The sequence below is a fragment of the Neisseria sp. P0009.S007 genome, assembly GCF_051962515.1.
On sequence record NZ_JBQCVF010000012.1, the window covers coordinates 11,047 to 29,614 of the forward strand.

An 18,568-nucleotide genomic window follows, 5' to 3' on the forward strand; every position below is an offset into this window, starting at 1 on the left:
GGATTTTGAACGGTCTGATCGCGGCCGACGATTTCGTCCAATGCGCCGAGCGCGGCAACGATGTCTGCCGTATCGGGGGTCAACACGACGATGCGTTGCGCGTGTGCAGTGCCGGTCAACGAAATAAGTGCGGAAAGCAGAAGGAGTTTGAGTTTCATTTATTTTCCTTGTCGAATGCTTTCAGACGGCCTGCTCGCTTTCTCAGGCCGTCTGAAAACGGTTAAATCACATTAGAACTTCAGTTGTACGGTTGCGGCGAAATTGCGGCCGGTTTCGGTGTACAAATCCATCACGCTTGAGCGGCTCATGCCGGCGACGTCTGCGTGTTGCCAGTATTTTTTGTTGCCGATATTGTAAATGTTCGCGCCGATTTCGACGTTTTTAGACGGCTTGTACCACGCTCCGACATCCCATACGCCGTAGCCCGGCGCTTGGAAAATGCTGTCGCTGCTGACGCGGCTGTGTTTTTTCGACCAGCGCAGTTTGGTATCGCCCCCCCATTTTTCTTGCGCGTAGTCCACGCCCAAAACGCCGTTGAGCGGGTAGGCGGAATCCAGCGGCGTGCCGTCTTGCTGCTTGCCACGCATCCAAGCGATGCTGCCGGAGACTTGCCAGCCCGGCAGGAATTTGTAGGCGGCAGAGGCTTCGGCACCGTAGGTTTTGACGTGATCAAGGTTTTGATATTGGTACTGGATAATCGGGCGACCGCCTATGGAGGCAGTGCCGACTTCGGTGCGGTCGATGAAGTTTCGATAACGGTTGTAGAACGCGGTAACTTGCGCACGGGTGCGTTCGTTTTTGAACTTCATCCCCAATTCAAAGCTGTTGGAGCGTTCGGATTTGAGGTTGGCATTGGGAATGACGGCATAGCCGTAGGTCGTATTGGCAAACGCCATGGTCGCACTGTCAAACGGCGGCGTACGGAAGCCTTGGGAATAAGTGGCAAAACTGGTGAACTGCTCACCCATCGGTACACTCAGGCGCAGGCTGGGTGTAAACGCGGAATCGCTAAAGCGCGTCGCCGTTCCGCTGGGGTTGGCGTTGAGATAGGCTTGATCGGTCGAAGTGTTCAGCTTGTCTTTTTCGTAACGCAAGGCCGGTGTCAGGACGATGCCGTTGCCGAAAGTCAGGCTGTCTTGTGCGTAAACGCTGAACGTTTTGCGCTTGCTGTCGGGGAAAGTTTTATTCGGATAGGTGCTGCCTGCATAAACTTTGCTGACGGCACCGGTCAGATTGTCCACTGTCAGGCTGTCGCGCGGACGGGCGGTCTCGGTGTGTTTGTATTCGGCGCCGGCAACGACGGTTTGTTTGACCGCGCCGTCAAATTCCCATACGCTGCGTCCGTTCAGCCCGCGTATGGTCTGATTGAAACCGTAGTCGGAATAACGGGTCGAGTTACCTAATTGGCGCGTGCCCATACGCGTAATGCTCGCATCGACGGCATCGTCTTCCGTACGCAGTTTTTGCTGATAGGCAGTCAGGTTGGCTTCTTTCAGACGGCCTTCGCCAGTGTAGCGGTAGCCTGCTTCGATACGTTGACGGCGGATACGGTCGCGGGCGTTGCTCTCAGATGTTGCGATGGTTACCGGCCCGCGCGATTGCGAACCCAAGCCGTTTGCCAATACGGTATCGTTGGCGTGGTAATACTGTTCGTACAAAGTTTCCAAGCGGTGGCGTTCGTTGCCGATATTGCCTTTCGCCAAGATATTATAGGCATTGTTTTTCTGAGGGTTGGTGGCAGTACGCGCAGTCGAGTAGCTGGTATCGCTGCCCATGTTTTCGGTTTCATGACCTTGACGGCGCGTCAGCATCAGCAGACCTTCGGCGTTTTCATGGAAACCTGCCACAGTCGCCGTCACGCCATGGCTGCGGTCACGGCCGCGGTAGCTGTGTTTTAAACCGAAATACCCGCGTTTGCCCGCATCGACAAAATCGCTCGGTGAGAGCGTCACCATGTTCACCACGCCGCCAAGCGCATCACTACCGTACAGCGCGGAATAAGGGCCTTTGACAATATCGACCTGCTTGAGCGTGTCGCTTTCGACCATATCGCGTCCCGAAATCGCGCCGTTGGAACCGCCGCCTGCATAAGATTCGGGAATGCGTACGCCGTCCACCATCATCAGAATGCGGTTGCCGTCTATGCCTCGGATATTGATACCCGCATGACCGCGGCGATTGTTGTCTGACGGCACGCTGACGCCGAATTCATACATCACGATATCGTCTAAATTCTGTGCCGAGGCTTGATTCAAGGTTTTGCGTCCGATAACCGACACATTCGGCGCCGCTTTATCCAAGGTTTGCGCATTACGGTCGGCCGTAACCACCACAGGCTCTATTTCTGCCTGAGCCACCGGCATCTGAGCCGCATATAACTGTCCGGAAAAAACCGCCCCTATTACACAGGCAATCGCTTTCTTTTTCATTACACAACCTTATTATTTGAATAAAAATGGTTTGCATTTATAAAATAAATAGGCGATTTTTGCAAGTTTAGAAACCACAAGATAGCACTAAAACCACTTCAAAAACGCAAAATATAGTATGACGTAGCTGGATAAATAATGGGGCTGACGTAGATTAGCCCTAAATTCCACACCAATCCCGCAGAATTTTAAGCTGTTGAGACGGTGTGCCGAAGTTAAACTGAAATTCGCATTCTTTCAAGAACAGCGGGAAGGATTTGCGATCAATTCCGTTGTATTTACGCAAGACGCGTTTTGCCTGATTCCAAAAATTCTCAATGTCGTTAATGTGGTTCTGACGGTCTGCAAATTCCTTGGAATGGTTGATACGGTAATGGATAAAACCGCTTACGTCCAGCTTGTCATAGCTGCTCAGGCTATCCGTGTAAACAATGCTGTCCGGCATGATTTTCTGTTTGATAACAGGCATCAAAGTATCAGATTTGGCATTATCTACGACAACGGTATAGACCCGTCCGTTGCGTTTCAGGATGCCAAAGACAACTACTTTTCCTGCTGCGCCGCGACCACGTCTGCCTTTACGCCTTCCGCCGAAATAACTTTCGTCCAGCTCAACAGAGCTCTCAAAAACCTCATCGGCAACCAAGGCCAGATAATGGCTGATAACCATACGAATTTTGCGGTAGAACAGAATAGCGGAGTTGGGCTGAATGCCCAAAATATCGGCAGCGGAACGGGCGGTAACTTGGAGTACAAAAAATTCAAGTAGTTTCTTTTGAACTCTCTTGCTTAATTTACAATTGGTTATCTGCATTTTCGTAGCCTAGCATAACCGCTAATCTACGTCAGCCCCTAGATTTTTACCATAGGTATATTTCTTTTCATCTGATTTAGATAACCGATAACATCATGAAGCCTGCTTTTTACCTCCCAATATTGTTTTTACTTTCAGCGTGCCGTCCTGAAGCTGAGACAGCCGACATGGCTGCACCAACGGCGCGTAAGCCTTCTTAATTACGAGTCTGAAAAGCGTCAAACTGTAGCCACCCCAGTTAAAACACAAATTCCTGCATTATCTGCAATCAAAAACCAAGCTGATTTTGACTTACTGTCGCGTATTTATGAGCAAGGTAGTGAATATGAAATTCCTCATATCCTTTTCCTCATCGATCGTGAAAATAATAACCGTACAGACTACATCAATACTCCCAAATTTCGGCTGCATGAGCACTATCTGGCTACCATCTTGAAACCCATGCTGTCAAAAACTGAATTGAATCAACAATACCGTAGTCCTAACCGGCGTTATCTGTTGGGTACTATCAGTTGGCAGAATAGTACTCAAGAATATGTTTATGAGTTTTGGGAAGGAGACAAAATCACACCTGAATTGTTGAAATTGGCGGCAGGCCGTCTGAAAGACAGTTTCTACGCTCCGTTGCGTTATAAAACCAATTCTTTATGGCAGGAAACCGTTGCCGAGCAAAGCAAAGTTCCTTTTATTACCCAAGAAAGTTTGATTAAAAATTTCCCCTACCTGCCTCTAAACCAAGGTAAAGCGATAGGTACATTACGCGTTATTGTCAAAGAAGATGATCTTCATAATGTTGGCGCCGACGATATTATTATTTTGAAAGAGGTTCCCCTAGAGCTGCCACCTGTGGCAGGGATTATCAGCGAGAAACCATCTACTGCACTATCGCATGTGAATGTATTGGCACGCGGCTGGGGGATTCCCAATATTTACCTTAAAGACGCAGAAAAAATCCTAGCCCCATATATTGGCCGTCGTATCGAATTTGAAGCGACTGCTAAGCAATACCGAATTGTCCAAACCAACCGGAACACTACCAGTAAAAGCTTTTCAGACGGCCTTACCCTGCCCCAACCTGATGTTTCCGATTATGGCCTTAGGGCTTTGTCAAACCTGCGCCGTGATGACAGCCGTTACTGCGGCAGTAAGGCTGCCAACCTCGGTCATATCCGCGCCCATATTAAAGGTAGTAATGTACCTGACGGATTCTGCATTCCGTTTGCCTATTATCAAGCCATGATGGATAGGCTGGGTATTAATGCAACAACACTGGCCCAAATCGAAACACAAAGTGATGGAGACAACCGCAAGCGCCGTACTGCTTTACTCACGCTGCAGAAAAAAATTACCGATGCCGAAATCCCGTCGGAATGGAAACATAAATGGGCTGAGCAATGGCGCAATCAATTAAACAGCAAAGGCGTGTTTGTCCGCAGCTCCTCTAATTCCGAAGACCTACCCAATTTCAGCGGCGCAGGGCTGTACACCACCGTGCCAAATGTTACCGATGAAAACGCGTTGGCCGAAGCAGTGAAGCAATCTTGGGCTTCTGTTTTCAATTACAGTGCATACGAAGCCCGCCGTATTGCCGGATTGCCTCACGATAGCGTGAAAATGAGTGTCTTTGTGCAACAAAGCATCAATGCAGATCTCTCCGGCGTGTTGGTTACCATCAATCCTTATGATATTGCTCAGAAAAATAGCGCCTACATTGCCGCCAAACGCGGGTTGGGTATTCGTGTCGTTGAAGGCAAACGGGTAGCCGAACAGGTGGTCTATAACCGTCGCAATGATTCTGTACAACGTCTCAGCTCCTCTAATGAAACCACAGCGTTGCAACTGGATAAAAATGGTGGAGTACGGGAGGTGCCTGTAACCAGTGGCAATGTGATGAATCAAGAACAAATCCGTCGCCTTGACCAAACCGGCCAACAAATCAAACAGCTATTTGCCAATGGCGAGCAGGATATCGAATGGGCGTTTGACAATGGTAAGCTTGTTATCCTCCAAGCACGACCGTATCTAAACGGTACACGTTAAAGTAAAAGGCCGTTTGAAATTATCGTTTCAGACGGCCTTTGCATCATAAGTTAGTTATACCCTATACTTCCAGATCTCCAAGGAACTATGATGTCAAAACAACTCACTTTTTATTTTATTCGCCATGGCCGTACCCAATGGAACGAACAAGAGCTTTTGCAGGGATCAGGCAATTCACCACTGACCGAACAAGGAATTACAGGAGCTCAGAAAACCGGGGCGGCGCTACAACAAGTAGAATTTACCGCTGCTTATTCCAGCATTTTACAACGTGCCATTGATACGGCTGGCCATATTATCGGTCAGCGTCCTATTCCTCTTTTTCAGCACTGTGGACTAAATGAGCAATCTTTTGGAAGTTGGGAAGGTATGCAGATCACTGACCTACGGAAGTTAACCGAATTTAAACAACTGACCAATGACCCGGCAGCTTATAAAGCATTAAGCAATGGTGGCGAAACCTTTGAACAATTAGCAGTACGTGCAATGGACGCCCTTTGCGATATCATTAAAGTACATCAATCGGGAGCCAATATTTTAGTGGTATCACATGGCCATACCTTGCGGCTTTTATTATCCTTACTAGGCGGAGCGACTTGGGAAAACCATCGTGATGAGGGTAAATCCGTGTCATTGTTAAATACTTCGATCAGTATTGTGAAATACGATAGTGAAAGCGGTTTTCATATTGAGCAACTTAACGATGTGGCTCATTTACAATGATCACAACTATTCATCAATAATAAAAAAGGTGGGCATTTTTACCCACCTTTTTTGCCATTAGCCGAATACTTTTTCCAAGTATGCTTGATAGTCTACTAAATATTGTTCTACTTGTGGATTTTTAATCACATCGTTACATACGAATGTTGGCAGACGGGTCAAACCGATGAACTCATTGAGTTTGTGGAAGTGCATGTATAAAGCATCCACACCTTTACCTTCGAAGAAGTCGCCTTCGCGAGTAAAGGCTTCAATCGGGGCATTCCAAGTAAGCGAGAGCATGTGTTTTTTACCTTGCAACAAACCACCTGTGCCGTAGCCTTCAGTCGGATTGACACGATGGCGACCATCACTATGGTAAAGCTTGCCGTGTCCGGCGGTTAATACTTCGTCTATGTATTTTTTCACTGTCCAAGGTTCGTGCATCCACCAGCCCGGCATCTGCCAAATCACGGCATCCATCCATAAGAATTTTTCGATTTCTGCTTCAACATCATAGCCGGCATCAATCACGGTTTCTTGTATATTGTGTCCAAGTACGGTCAAAACTTCTTTCGCTTTTTTATGAAGCGTGTGGTTTAACTCACCATGCGAATGTCCGAAATTTTTACCACCGTCTAGTAATAAAATATTCATCTTTTGCTCCTACAACAAATAATTCTGAAAAATGAGAGCTTCAATTATGCCTTTTTACTGCATCTTTTAAAAGTACATTGGCTTGCACGCTTTTACAGACCATAAAGGGAAATTTATCATACCTATCATTAGCATTCATTATCTTCCTTCAACCAAATAAGCCTTTTCAATCAGCTCTCTAACCCAGCGATACGCAGGATCTTTATGTGTCCGTTCGTGCCAAATCAATGTTTTGGTAAAACCTTGAATTTCAAGGGGGGGCTCAAAGCGTTTGAGATTGGGCAAGTTGCTAATTAAACGTTCAGTCAGGACTACCAATAAATCGCTTTGTTCTAGTAATTCAGGCAAAACAATAAAGTTTTGTACCGATAGACTGACATTTCTTTGTAGCCCCATCGCTTTCAGGGCTTGGTCAATAACACCGCTGAAGTTACAGCCATGATAGGAAATCAAGGCTTGTTCTAACTGGCAAAATTGCTCAAGGGTAAGTTCTGTTTGTTGGGCTATTGGGTGATCGTGGCGAACGGCACAAATATAGCGTTCATCATACAGATTTTTTGCATGAATATCCGGTGCTTGGAAGTCTAGTGTAACCACCGCAAAGTCAATTTACTGCTGTTCAAGCTGATTTTGTACGATGCTTTCGTTAATCGCCAGCACCACCACTTTAATTTTCGGCGCTTGGATTTTAGAAAGCCTGCCTAACAACCGCGTGCGTGTATTAACCGAAGAAAGCCAAATCGGCAAACTCGCCAAAGGCTTGGCAGTAACTGTGCCAAATCCAATGGTAAACGGCCATCAAGCATGGTTAGACGGTTTAACAAAAGCCGCGAAAAAATAAAGCAGCCTGCACTTTGAAAAACAAGGTACAGGCTGCTTTAGGATAATGAGCCGTTTATCAATCCAGTTTCAGGATTTCTCCGTCTTCCGGAACGTTCACACGGCTTTCAATGCCTTGACCGCGTATAAATTTACGCATATCGGTGCGGCTGACGGCGGTATGATTCACGGTATCCATGTGTACGGTGATGATTTTGGCTTTAGGCATGACTTGGCTGGCTTTTAATACATCAGCCGTCCCCATAATAATGCCGTCTGAAATGCCTGAAATCAGCGCGTAGCCCGTGTTCATAATCAGATAATCGGGTTTGTAGCGGTTCAATGCTTTGTTTACATCTGCCGTCCACACAGTATCACCCATAATATAAGCGGTTTTGTGTCCGCTGCTTTGAAATACCACACCCATTGCATCGCCTAAGATTTCGGCTAGCTGAGGGTTGGCATACATGGCTTCTGTACCATGTACGCCGCCGGTTTTGCTGATGGTTACACCGTTGAATACAGTGCTGCCGTTCAACACGCGTACATCAGTAAAGCCTTGGCTGCGGATTTTTGCCGCGTCGGCTTGGTGCTGCACATATACGGGCAGGTTTTTCGGAATGGAACGTGCGGCGGTTTCGTCCCAATGGTCTTCGTGAGTATGGGTAACGACAACTGCATCCACACCGTCCAAAATTTTATTCACGCTCATCGGAAGCCCGACCAGCGGCATTTTGGCTTGGTTATTGAACGTACCGGCAAAGCCGTTCATGGAATGCTTGGGGGCGAAAAATGGGTCAATCAAAAACGTCTGCCCCGCATATTCGACTTTGGCGGTAGCGTTACGGATATGTTGGTATGAATCGTCTGCCCAAGCGGAAAAGGCTGTCGCGCCCAAAACAGTGGCAAGAATAAATTGCTTGAATTTCATGATGTTGCTCCTTAAAAAATCATGTAGCGTATTTTAAACAGCAGGTGTATCGGCTAAAATAGGCAATATTGCCAACAAACGCAAGGATAGTGCCAAAATGTCGTCTGAAAACGAGCGTAACGAGTTTCGCCAAAATCAAACTGTCCCAAAAATCGTGCTATATGCTCAATCGGGCATGAATGATTTTGTCTTCAACATTCCCTTTTCTGTTTTTCAGACGACCTATCGGGACAATCCGCTCTTTGACCTGAAAATCTGTTCCGATGATAGCAAAGACGTTATCACGGCACTGGGTGCAAGCATTCCCGTACACGGCGGATTGGATTTGACGGAAGAAGCCGACATCATCGTCATCGCAGGCTGGCGCAATATTGAAGAAGCCCCGACACCCGAGTTAAGCGCACATTTACAGAAAGCAGTACAACGTGGCGCGCATATCACCGCACTATGTTACGGCACTTACGCCCTTGCCTACACAGGACTTTTAGACGGCAGAACCGCCGCCACCCACTGGCTTGCCGAAGACGACTTTGTCCGCCGTTTCCCTAAAATTCATCTGGATACCAACCGCCTATATGCGGAAGACGGCAACTTTTTAACATCGGCAGGTGCGGCGGGCGGGCTGGATTGCTGCCTTTACCTCATCCGTAAAATCCATGGTGCAACCGTTGCCAACGACCTTGCCCGTACCTTGGTTGCGGCACCACACCGCGAAGGCGGGCAGGCACAGTTTATCCACCGACCTGTCGAACGTCGTACAGCCGATGACAAAATCAATCACTTATTGGACGAACTGCGCCAAAACCTTGCCACCCCATACCGCTTGGACGATTTGGCAAAAAAATTAGCTGTTTCCCGCCGAACCTTTATCCGCCATTTTTCTCAAGCCACAGGTATGAATTTCGGTGAGTGGCTCACAACAGAGCGGCTATGGCAGGTGCAGGATTTATTGGAAAATACGGATTTGCCGATAGAACGCATCGCCGAACAAAGCGGCTTCGGCAGCGCGGCAAACCTACGTTTGCAGTTCAAAGCCAAATTTAAAATCAATCCAAATGCCTGGCGGAAAGTATTTGGCAGATAGCTCGCGTTAGTCAATCCAAGATACCTGAGTGCAGGCTACTTTTGAGGTCGTCTGAAAACCCAAAAAGCAGCCTGTACTTTTCAGACGGCCTTTTTCCTTTTTCAAAGAGTAGAGAGATTTCAAAGAGTTTTTATAAATCGTCTTCAAAATCCAAACGCTTGTTCTATCTTAATCATTAGAAGAAAATGTTAGCATTAGGGATACAATAGGAAGGATTTACAAATGAAGAAAGATATTTTTTATTGTGAGCAGTGGTCTTATGGTTATAAGGAACTTCATAAGCCTTTTTCTGAGAAACAAGCTGAGGAAAAACATATTAAAGGGAAGTTATATACTACCGTAATAGGTTCGGTGAAACAACCTGAATATGTAATTACTTTACGAGAGGAAGTAGGTTTTTTTCAGTAAATTTTTTCGATAAATTTGGAAGGGATTATTTAACCCATCAATTTCAAAAATATTCTAATTCGCAATATTATTTTCTTTCTATGGCTGTATGGAGAGATTATATAACTTTGGAATCTCATGACTTAGCAGAAGGATATACTTATTTCTTCAATGAAAATACGGATGACTGCTATATCTTGAAAGAAGATTTTATTAATAATGAGCGATATGAAAAAACAGAATTATATCCCCAAAAAGATAAGGTAATTCTATTTCCAAAGTTTGGCGAATATGATTTGGTGCTAAATCCGAACATTATTTAATTGAGTTTTAAAACCGTCTGATATATTCAAAGATTACAAGCTCAATCTCATCCTCGCCAATAGAGATAGCGGCTCTTATATGGATACAAGATGCCGTCTGAAAGTTGAGTTTCAGACGGCCTTTGTGTAATGTGAGCTTTCCTACCATTTTTCATTGCATCGATGAATCATACTCCCTCTACGATGTAAATTATGTAAACACCGTGTTGATGGTTTATCATAGCTAAGTCTGCACCTAGCAATCATAAATACCGCAATATGTATAAAATCAAAAACCAATAAGAGAAAAAATGAATAAACAACAACTTGCAGCCAAAATTTGGCAATCTGCGAATAAAATGCGTTCCAAAATTGAAGCGAACGAATACAAAGACTACATCTTAGGCTTTATTTTCTACAAATTTTTGTCCGACAAACTGGAGAAATTTGCCCTTGAACAAGGCTTAGAAAAATCAAATTTTGCCGATGAGCTTACCGAATCTAACGGGGTGCTTGTCAACCATATCAAAAGAAACCTCGGTTATTTCATCAGCTACGAACACCTATTCTCAACTTGGTTAGCCCAAGGCTCGGATTTCAATATTGCCCACGTTCGTACGGCAATGAGCGCTTTCAGTCGCAATATTGCCGACAATTACACCACTGTTTTTGACGGTATTTTCAAGACCTTAGAATCCGGTTTGAGCAAATTGGGCGATGGCGCCACCAACCAAACCAATGCAGTGAAAGACCTTTTTGTACTGATTGCCGATATTTCGATGGACGGTAAACAGGGCTATGACGTATTGGGCTTTATTTATGAATACCTGATTAGTATGTTTGCTGCCAACGCAGGCAAAAAAGCGGGCGAATTTTATACGCCGCACGAAGTATCTTTGCTGATGTCTGAAATCATTGCCGACCATCTCAAAGATCGTGAAGAAATCAGCATTTACGACCCGACCAGCGGCTCAGGTTCATTGCTGATCAACATCGGCCATAGCGTTGCCAAACATCTCAAAAGCGCCGACAGCATCAAATATTACGCCCAAGAATTAAAAGAAAACACTTACAACCTCACGCGCATGAATTTGGTCATGCGCGGCATTTTGCCGAGCAATATTTTCACCCGCAATGCCGATACATTAGAAGACGACTGGCCGCTGGAAGGCGAACCGCTGTATCTGGATGCCGTAGTGTCCAATCCACCCTATTCCCAGCCGTGGAATCCCAAAGACAAAGAAGGCGACATCCGCTACAAACGTTTTGGCGTCGCCCCGCAGGCAAAAGCCGATTTTGCCTTTCTATTGCACGACCTCTTCCATTTAAAGCCCGACGGCATCATGACCATCGTCTTGCCGCATGGCGTGCTTTTTAGGGGCGGAGAAGAAGAGAAAATCCGAAAAAATCTGATTGAATACAATCATATTGATGCCATTATCGGTCTGCCTGCCAATATCTTTTTCGGCACTGGCATTCCCACCATCATTATCGTTTTACGCCAAGAGCGCGAACGTAACGACGTATTGATGATTGACGCCTCCAAGCATTTCATCAAAGTAGGAAAAAACAACCATTTGCAAGCAAGCGACATCAAGCGCATTGTCGATTGCGTGACCCATCGTCGGGAATTACCTAAATTCTCCCGCATTGTGCCGAAAGCCGAAATTGTGGCAAACGGCTACAACCTCAATATTCCGCGCTACGTCGATTCTGCGGAGCCGGCGGAGCAATGGGATATCTTCGCCACCATACACGGCGGCATTCCCAAAGCCGAGCTGGCACAATTTGCAGACTATTGGGCAGCCTTTGACGGTTTACAGACGGCCTTGTTTACCGATAACGGCACACCTTATGTGCAGCCGAAAACCGACAATCTCAAAGCCGCCATGCAAAGCCACGCCAGCGTGCTGCATTACCAAGCGCAATTTGCAGAAAACTTTGCCGATTTCACTGCCAGCTTGGGAACCCTGCTGATTGAGCCGATGGAAACGCTCAACATCTCCCAAACCCAGCAGCAACTCGCCGAACTCATTCGGGAAAAAGTGCAGGCAATGCCCTTATTGGATTTTTATACCGCCTATCAAAAACTCGATGACCTATGGCGCGCCGATGTGGCAGGCATTGCCGCCGATTTGGAGATGATTCAAACCGAAGGCAAACAAGCAATTAAGCAGGTTGATCCATTTATGGTGTTGAAAAAAGACAGCAAAACCAAAAAAGAAGCCGAAGTACAAGACGGCTGGGTAGGGCATATTCTGCCATTTGAATTGGTGCAAGCCGTCAAATTACCGCAGGAATTGACAAACCTGAAAGCCAAAGAAAATCGCTTAGAGGAAATCACCGCCGAACTACAGAGTATTTTAGATGATTTGAGCGAAGAAGAAAAAAGTGGACCTTATGTCAATGACGATAATGATGCATTTATTGCTAAAGAAATTGCTGCTTATTTCAAAGTAATTTATGCAAGCGTTACAACAGAAGAAACAATCGCATTGGAAAATTACCTAGAATTATTGTCAAACAAGGCTAAAAAAGCTGAAAAATTAGTGTTTATTCAAGAAAATACGGTTGTAAATTGGGAAAATATTGAAGCTTCAAAAGATGGCACTTATGCAAAAGCGAAAGTGAATGCATATTTAAAATCTTTGCGTAGCGGTTATGAATTTGACGAAGATAGCTTAGAGAACAAACTATTAACAGTTCAAGCATTATTGGAGGAAGAAAAAGAAATAAAAGCCCAGATTAAAACCGACTCAGCGAACCTCCACAGCAAAACCAAAGCCACCATTGAAGCCCTGGATGATGCCGAGGCCCTCGATTTGCTCCGCCAAAAATGGTTTGTTCCGCTTAATGAGGCGATGTGCAGGCTGCCTGAAAACATGCTGGCGCAATTCAGCCAAAAACTGACCGCACTTTGCGACAAATATGCCGACACCTATCAGCACATCAGCGAGCGTAAACAGGAAAGCGCCGCCGCACTGGCGCAAATGATGGACGAACTCACCGGCAGCGAGTTTGATTTGCAGGGCATTGCCGCATGGCAGGAGATTTTGAAAGGCTAAGGGGGAAAAATGAATAAGCAACAAGAGCCACGTTTGCGGTTTCAGGGTTTTGCGGGGGCGTGGGAAGAGAAAAAAATCGGCGAGATATTGAGTGAAGTACGTCGTTCTATTTATTTAGAAGATAGCGAAAAATACCAGCTTGTTACCGTAAAACGCCGCAACGAAGGTGTCGTTTCTCGTGGATATTTATTGGGGAAAGATATTTTAGTTAAAAATTATAGCCAATTAAAAACGAACGATTATTTAATTTCCAAGCGTCAGATTATTCATGGTGCCAATGGCATTGTTCCTTCTGAGTTAGATAATGCCATTGTATCGAATGAATATTTGGTTGTTGTTAGTAATAACGATGTAAGAACAGAATTTCTTACACTTGTTTCTCGAACGCCAAGTATGTACCGCAAGTTTTTATTAAGCTCTTACGGTGTAGATATTGAAAAAATGGTTTTCAATGTTGAAGACTGGAAAAGCCGGGAAATCACTTTACCGTCTCTTCCCGAACAAACCCACCTCAGTTTGTTTTTCCGTCGCTTAGACAGCCAAATCGCCGAGAGCCGTGCGGTATTGGAAAAAAGCCGTCAGCTTAAAAAGGCAATGCTGGCAAAAATGTTCCCCGCAAACGGTGAAAAAATACCGAAAATCCGCTTTAAAGGGTTTGAGGGTGAGTGGGAATGTAGGAAATTCAGTGATATAGCTGAACTACGTAGAGGTTTAACATATTCACCATTAGATATTTCCCCAAATGGTATTCGTGTTTTGCGTTCCTCTAATATTGATGAAGAAAATTATATTGAAAAAAATGATGATGTTTTTGTATGCAAACGTGCGGTAAACATTCCCTTAGTTCAGAATGGAGATATTTTAATTACGGCAGCAAATGGTTCTTCTCGTTTAGTTGGTAAACACGCAATTATTAAAACATCTAGACCAGCCGTTCATGGTGGTTTTATGCTTTTAGCAAAAACAGAAAATCCTTATTTTTTAAATGCCTCAATAAGTTCTGCTTGGTACTTAGATTTCATTCGCATTTTCGTAGCAGGTGGGAATGGAGCAATTGGAAACTTAAGTATTGGCGATTTAAATGAACAAGAAATTCTAATTCCTAAAAATCCGGAAGAACAAACCGCCATCGGTACTTTCTTCCGCCAACTGGACGAAACCATTGCCTTACAGTCGGCAGAAGTCGAAAAATTAAACCAACTCAAAAAAGGGCTGTTGGCGGCGATGTTGGTATAGGGCGGTGTTCCTGCCCATGATTGAGGCCGTCTGAAAAATTGTAGTAGCGCCCTTACGGAGAAAAAGAATGTTTAATAAAGAAGCTGATTTTGAAAACGCACTGATTGCCTTGCTTGGCACCAAAAGCTGGGAAAAGGAAGTGTTGCGCTATCCTACCGAAGAAAAGTTGATTGCCAACTGGCAGGAGCATTTGAATAAAACCAACCAACATATCGACAAGCTCGATGTGCCGTTGATTCGCTCGGAAATGAACCAGATTTTGGAGCAGGTGCAGGCATTAAAAACGCCTTATGCGCTAAACGGCTTTATCAATGGCAAAACGGTGGCCATCAAGCGTGAAAATGAGGAAAGCCGTCATTTCGGCAAGGAAGTGTCGTTGGATATTTTCGACCGTGAGGAAATTTCTGCCGGCAAAAGCCGCTATCAAATTGCCCAACAACCTCGTTTTTCTCACCGCTCGGATTTATACCCTAAGCAGCGCGGCGATTTGATGCTGTTAATCAACGGCATGCCGATGTTCCATATTGAGCTGAAATGCTCTAGCGTGCCCATCAGCCAAGCGACCAAACAAATTGAGCGATACCATGAGACAGGCGCGTTTTCGGGCATTTTTAGTCTGGTGCAGGTGTTTGTGGCGATGACGCCGGAAGAATGCCGCTATTTTGCCAATACCGGCGGTCCACTAAATCCTGCGTTTTACTTCCGTTGGGCGGATTTCAATAATGTGTATATGAACGATTGGGATAAGGTAGCGACGCATTTCCTCTCGATTCCGATGGCGCACCAGTTTATCGGCGATTACACCATTGCCGATGCGAAAGACGAGCAGCTGAAAGTGTTGCGCAGCTATCAGTATTATGCGGTCAACAAGATTGCTGACACGGTGGCAAAGACAGATTGGACTTCGGGCAATCAGCGCGGCGGCTATATTTGGCATACCACAGGATCGGGCAAAACGATGTCGAGTTTTAAATCGGCGCAGTTAATCAGCCGCCGCAAAGATGCGGATAAGGTGATTTTCTTGCTCGACCGTATTGAGTTGGGCAAGCAATCGCTGGAGGAATATCAGAATTTTGCCGATAGTAAAGATGATGTGCAGGCAACGGAAAACACCGCCATTTTGCTCGCCAAGCTGAAAAGCAAACAAGACCGCGACCGCTTAATCGTTACCTCCATTCAAAAAATGAGTAATATCAAGGCGTAAGAAGGGGTAAATGAGGCTGATATCGAGCAAATCAGTGGTAAACGTTTGGTGTTTATCATTGATGAAGCCCACCGCACTACTTTTGGCGATATGTTGCTCACCATTAAGCATACCTTCCCCAATGCACTTTTCTTTGGCTTTACCGGCACGCCGATTGAAGAAGAAAACGCTAAGAAAAATTCAACCACTGCCACGGTTTTCGGTAATGAATTGCACCGCTATTCCATTGCAGACGGCATTCGTGATGAAAATGTGCTGGGCTTTCACCCCTTCCATATCCGTACCTTTAAAGACAGCGATTTACGCAGAACTGTCGCTTTGCAAGAAGCCAAAGCAACAGATGAAAGCGAAGTATTTGCCGATGACCAAAAGAAAAAAATCTACAATCAATTTATGAATGATGTGCCGATGGCGGGAGAATATACTTCAGACGGCAAATATCAAAAAGGCATTGAAGATTATATACCCAATGTGCAATATCAAACGCCGGAACATGTGAATGCAGTGATCGACGACATGCTGGATAATTGGCCACGCCTCAGCCAAGGCAAAAAATATCATGCCATTTTTGCCACCAGCTCTATTCCCGAAGCGGTCAATTATTACCGCCTAATTAAAGCCAGAATTGCTGAGAAAATCAGAATTGCTGAGGAAGTCGGAAATTCTGAGGAAGCTAAAAATTCCTTGCCGAAACTGACCGCCCTTTTCGATCCGAATATACTTAACGATGGGCAAGGCAACGACAAGGAAATATGGATTGCCGAAATTTTGGAAGATTACAACGCCCAGTTCGGCACAAGCTTCGGCTATGCCACTTATTCCCGATTTAAAACGGATTTGTCGGATAGGTTGTCGCATATCAATGCGTATAAGAGAATCAAGCCCGACGAGCAGCTGGATTTGTTGATTGTGGTCGATCAGATGCTGACAGGCTTTGACAGCAAATGGCTCAATACGCTCTATCTAGACAAAATTTTGGATTACGCCAACTTGATTCAGGCGTTTTCCCGCACTAACCGCGTATGCGACAAAACCGATAAGCCTTTTGGTTTAATCCGCTATTACCGCAAGCCGCATACGATGCAACGCAATATTGAGCGAGCCGTAAAACTTTATTCGGGCGACCGTCCTATGGGGCTGTTTGTCGATAATTTAGATAAGGTTATCGACAAAATGAATGTCTGTTTTTCCGATATTGCCGATATTTTCAAATGGGCAGGATTAGAGGATTTTTCAAAAAACCCTGATGATACAACCTCATGCGCAAAGTTTGTCAAACTATTCAATCAGCTCAATGAGCACTTACAAGCTGCTCGGCTCTTGGGTTTTTCTTGGGGAAAATCAAGCTATGACGTGGTACAGGAAGACGACAGCGTGATCACTGCCACACTCAATTTCGATCAAGAGACCTACGATAAACTGCTGGCTCGTTATAAAGATTTGTTTAAAGAAAGTTCAGGCAATGGTGGCGGTAGCGATGATGTGCCGTTTGATTTGCGTTCGCACATCAACGAAATCGAAACCGATAAAATTGATCAAAATTATATGAATGCCCGTTTTGAAAAATGGCTTAAAACCATCGGCGGCATAGAAGAAGCTGCTGCACTTGAGGAGCTACACCACTCTTTTGCTACGCTTTCTAAAGAAGATCAAAAATTTGCTGAGTTGTTTTTACACGATGTGCAATCCGGCGATATCAAGCTTGATCCAAATTTAGCATTAAGTGATTACATCACCACGTATAAACAAAACGATGCCAATGATAAGGTGCTAAAGATAATTAAAGATTTAGGGCTAGATGGAGATTTACTACGTACACTGTTGACAAGAAAATATACCAGCGAAAATTTGGACTTAGGCAGACTAAATGACCTAAAAGAAACAGTCGATAGGGAAAAAGCCAAAGTTTATTTTAACGAAGAACGTATATTTTATTTAAATATACGGATTGATGAATTTCTAAGGGAACTAATTACAAGATAGTTATTACCTATTGAAAGATATTAAATAATCATCAAGTTAGCATATCTCTACCTAAACATTAGTCCCCTTACTGACCCAACTACAAAGGCTGGGCCAAATCGTTTTCCGTGTTGTAGCTGATAAAATCCTGCTCATAAGGGAAATGGACAACCCGCGCGCGCTGTTGTTGCAGCCAGCCGCGGATGCTGCGCATTCCTGAATAAAGGTATGGCACGGTGCTTTGCAGAATTTGCGGACGGATGAACATCACACTGTAATGCGGTCTGGCAGAGGTCTCCACATAGAATGCATTACACAATGGCGTGCGCCGCGCGATGGTTTCAAATTGGGACACCAAATTTTCCGGCATCCGCGGCATATCGCAAGATACGATGAGCAGCCAATCGGCAGTAGCAATTTGTAAATCGTTGGCGGCGGTACACAAGGCGGCCAAAGGGCCGTAATGTTGCCATTGGCGCGCATCGGAGAAAACGTGCGCGCTGCGTTGGGCGTAGGATTCGAGATTGCGGTTGGCACTGATGGCGATATGGCTGACTTGCGGGCGGATTTTTTCGATAACGTGATCTATCAAGGCTTTGTTGTGCCACTGCACCAACCCTTTATCGACACCTCCCATCCGGCTTCCCTGCCCGCCGGCCAATATCAGTGCAAAAATTTTCATTTTGGTAGTCCTTTGCAAAGCAGAGTGCGTAAGTGTTATTCGAGATGTTGTATTTATGGAATAAGTTTTAAGGCTTCAGGCCGTCTAAAACCTGATTTTGTGATTTAATTCACTTAAGATGAATTTTATCATAACATGATTTTACATTAAACCCCTGTTTTTTCTTATCATAACCATACAATTATTTTAGACAGGTTGTTTATAGGCCGAAAGAATGATATTTTTATAAGATTATCGGATTAGTCTTCCTGCGT

General features: G+C 45.1%; 14 protein-coding genes and 1 pseudogene. 9 read left to right on the forward strand and 6 right to left on the reverse strand.

What is annotated here, in order from left to right; translation table 11 throughout:
• Positions 1-230: 230 nt before the first annotated feature.
• Together ACTHS3_RS02695 and ACTHS3_RS02700 are read right to left on the reverse strand one after the other, a co-directional pair.
• A complete protein-coding gene (locus tag ACTHS3_RS02695) occupies positions 231-2,429 on the reverse strand; it encodes a TonB-dependent hemoglobin/transferrin/lactoferrin family receptor (RefSeq protein ID WP_004520551.1) in 2,199 nt (732 codons plus the stop codon).
• A 160-nt stretch (positions 2,430-2,589) separates the two neighbouring features.
• Positions 2,590-3,243, reverse strand: coding sequence for an IS1595 family transposase (locus ACTHS3_RS02700; protein WP_004520552.1), 654 nt, complete (start codon positions 3,241-3,243; stop codon positions 2,590-2,592).
• Positions 3,244-3,684: 441 nt separating this feature from the next.
• Between ACTHS3_RS02700 and ACTHS3_RS02705 the strand changes: the two genes are divergently transcribed.
• Positions 3,685-5,283: a PEP/pyruvate-binding domain-containing protein gene (locus ACTHS3_RS02705; protein ID WP_224783357.1), complete on the forward strand. Its 1,599-nt coding sequence runs from the start codon at positions 3,685-3,687 to the stop codon at positions 5,281-5,283.
• A gap of 90 nt (positions 5,284-5,373) precedes the next feature.
• Positions 5,374-6,006: a histidine phosphatase family protein gene (locus ACTHS3_RS02710; RefSeq protein ID WP_039862396.1), complete on the forward strand. Its 633-nt coding sequence runs from the start codon at positions 5,374-5,376 to the stop codon at positions 6,004-6,006.
• A 57-nt stretch (positions 6,007-6,063) separates the two neighbouring features.
• Here ACTHS3_RS02710 and ACTHS3_RS02715 read toward each other — a convergent pair whose 3' ends face one another.
• Positions 6,064-6,642: an NAD(P)H-dependent oxidoreductase gene (locus tag ACTHS3_RS02715; protein WP_004520557.1), complete on the reverse strand. Its 579-nt coding sequence runs from the start codon at positions 6,640-6,642 to the stop codon at positions 6,064-6,066.
• A gap of 138 nt (positions 6,643-6,780) precedes the next feature.
• Positions 6,781-7,239 carry a LysR substrate-binding domain-containing protein gene (locus ACTHS3_RS02720; protein ID WP_440367101.1) on the reverse strand — a complete coding sequence of 153 codons (459 nt, stop codon included), beginning with the start codon at positions 7,237-7,239 and terminating at the stop codon, positions 6,781-6,783.
• Positions 7,240-7,279: 40 nt separating this feature from the next.
• Between ACTHS3_RS02720 and ACTHS3_RS02725 the strand changes: the two genes are divergently transcribed.
• Complete coding sequence (locus ACTHS3_RS02725) at positions 7,280-7,483, forward strand: hypothetical protein (protein WP_004520559.1); 204 nt, start codon at positions 7,280-7,282, stop codon at positions 7,481-7,483.
• 57 nt (positions 7,484-7,540) lie between these two features.
• Here ACTHS3_RS02725 and ACTHS3_RS02730 read toward each other — a convergent pair whose 3' ends face one another.
• Complete coding sequence (locus tag ACTHS3_RS02730; RefSeq protein WP_004520560.1) at positions 7,541-8,392, reverse strand: MBL fold metallo-hydrolase; 852 nt, start codon at positions 8,390-8,392, stop codon at positions 7,541-7,543.
• Positions 8,393-8,489: 97 nt separating this feature from the next.
• Here ACTHS3_RS02730 and ACTHS3_RS02735 point away from each other — a divergent pair, with 97 nt between their 5' ends.
• The 6 genes and pseudogenes from ACTHS3_RS02735 (at position 8,490) to ACTHS3_RS02760 (ending at position 17,653) form a co-directional block, all read left to right on the forward strand.
• Complete coding sequence (locus tag ACTHS3_RS02735) at positions 8,490-9,476, forward strand: GlxA family transcriptional regulator (RefSeq protein ID WP_004520561.1); 987 nt, start codon at positions 8,490-8,492, stop codon at positions 9,474-9,476.
• A 222-nt stretch (positions 9,477-9,698) separates the two neighbouring features.
• Positions 9,699-9,884, forward strand: coding sequence for a hypothetical protein (locus ACTHS3_RS02740; RefSeq protein WP_070587648.1), 186 nt, complete (start codon positions 9,699-9,701; stop codon positions 9,882-9,884).
• Between the two features lie 80 nt (positions 9,885-9,964).
• A complete protein-coding gene (locus ACTHS3_RS02745) occupies positions 9,965-10,186 on the forward strand; it encodes a hypothetical protein (RefSeq protein WP_004520564.1) in 222 nt (73 codons plus the stop codon).
• A 290-nt stretch (positions 10,187-10,476) separates the two neighbouring features.
• On the forward strand, positions 10,477-13,230 hold the full coding sequence (locus tag ACTHS3_RS02750; protein WP_440367104.1) for a type I restriction-modification system subunit M: 2,754 nt from the start codon (positions 10,477-10,479) through the stop codon (positions 13,228-13,230).
• Positions 13,231-13,239: 9 nt separating this feature from the next.
• Positions 13,240-14,466: a restriction endonuclease subunit S gene (locus tag ACTHS3_RS02755; RefSeq protein WP_070625290.1), complete on the forward strand. Its 1,227-nt coding sequence runs from the start codon at positions 13,240-13,242 to the stop codon at positions 14,464-14,466.
• 67 nt (positions 14,467-14,533) lie between these two features.
• Positions 14,534-17,653: pseudogene (locus ACTHS3_RS02760) on the forward strand (type I restriction endonuclease subunit R).
• Between the two features lie 79 nt (positions 17,654-17,732).
• On the opposite strand, the gene mobA reads toward ACTHS3_RS02760, so the two are convergent.
• Entirely contained in the window at positions 17,733-18,314 is a 582-nt protein-coding gene (mobA, locus tag ACTHS3_RS02765; RefSeq protein WP_070625295.1) for a molybdenum cofactor guanylyltransferase MobA, read from the reverse strand.
• Positions 18,315-18,568 lie beyond the last annotated feature (254 nt).

What these genes read in the sequence shown, in the direction of transcription:
- ACTHS3_RS02695 (WP_004520551.1), bottom strand. Translation starts at nt 2,429, where the DNA reads ATGAAAAAGAAAGCGATTGCCTGTGTAATAGGGGCGGTTTTTTCCGGA.
- ACTHS3_RS02700 (WP_004520552.1), bottom strand. Translation starts at nt 3,243, where the DNA reads ATGCAGATAACCAATTGTAAATTAAGCAAGAGAGTTCAAAAGAAACTA.
- ACTHS3_RS02705 (WP_224783357.1), top strand. Translation starts at nt 3,685, where the DNA reads ATGCTGTCAAAAACTGAATTGAATCAACAATACCGTAGTCCTAACCGG.
- ACTHS3_RS02710 (WP_039862396.1), top strand. Translation starts at nt 5,374, where the DNA reads ATGTCAAAACAACTCACTTTTTATTTTATTCGCCATGGCCGTACCCAA.
- ACTHS3_RS02715 (WP_004520557.1), bottom strand. Translation starts at nt 6,642, where the DNA reads ATGAATATTTTATTACTAGACGGTGGTAAAAATTTCGGACATTCGCAT.
- ACTHS3_RS02725 (WP_004520559.1), top strand. Translation starts at nt 7,280, where the DNA reads ATGCTTTCGTTAATCGCCAGCACCACCACTTTAATTTTCGGCGCTTGG.
- ACTHS3_RS02730 (WP_004520560.1), bottom strand. Translation starts at nt 8,392, where the DNA reads ATGAAATTCAAGCAATTTATTCTTGCCACTGTTTTGGGCGCGACAGCC.
- ACTHS3_RS02735 (WP_004520561.1), top strand. Translation starts at nt 8,490, where the DNA reads ATGTCGTCTGAAAACGAGCGTAACGAGTTTCGCCAAAATCAAACTGTC.
- ACTHS3_RS02740 (WP_070587648.1), top strand. Translation starts at nt 9,699, where the DNA reads ATGAAGAAAGATATTTTTTATTGTGAGCAGTGGTCTTATGGTTATAAG.
- ACTHS3_RS02745 (WP_004520564.1), top strand. Translation starts at nt 9,965, where the DNA reads ATGGCTGTATGGAGAGATTATATAACTTTGGAATCTCATGACTTAGCA.
- ACTHS3_RS02750 (WP_440367104.1), top strand. Translation starts at nt 10,477, where the DNA reads ATGAATAAACAACAACTTGCAGCCAAAATTTGGCAATCTGCGAATAAA.
- ACTHS3_RS02755 (WP_070625290.1), top strand. Translation starts at nt 13,240, where the DNA reads ATGAATAAGCAACAAGAGCCACGTTTGCGGTTTCAGGGTTTTGCGGGG.
- mobA (WP_070625295.1), bottom strand. Translation starts at nt 18,314, where the DNA reads ATGAAAATTTTTGCACTGATATTGGCCGGCGGGCAGGGAAGCCGGATG.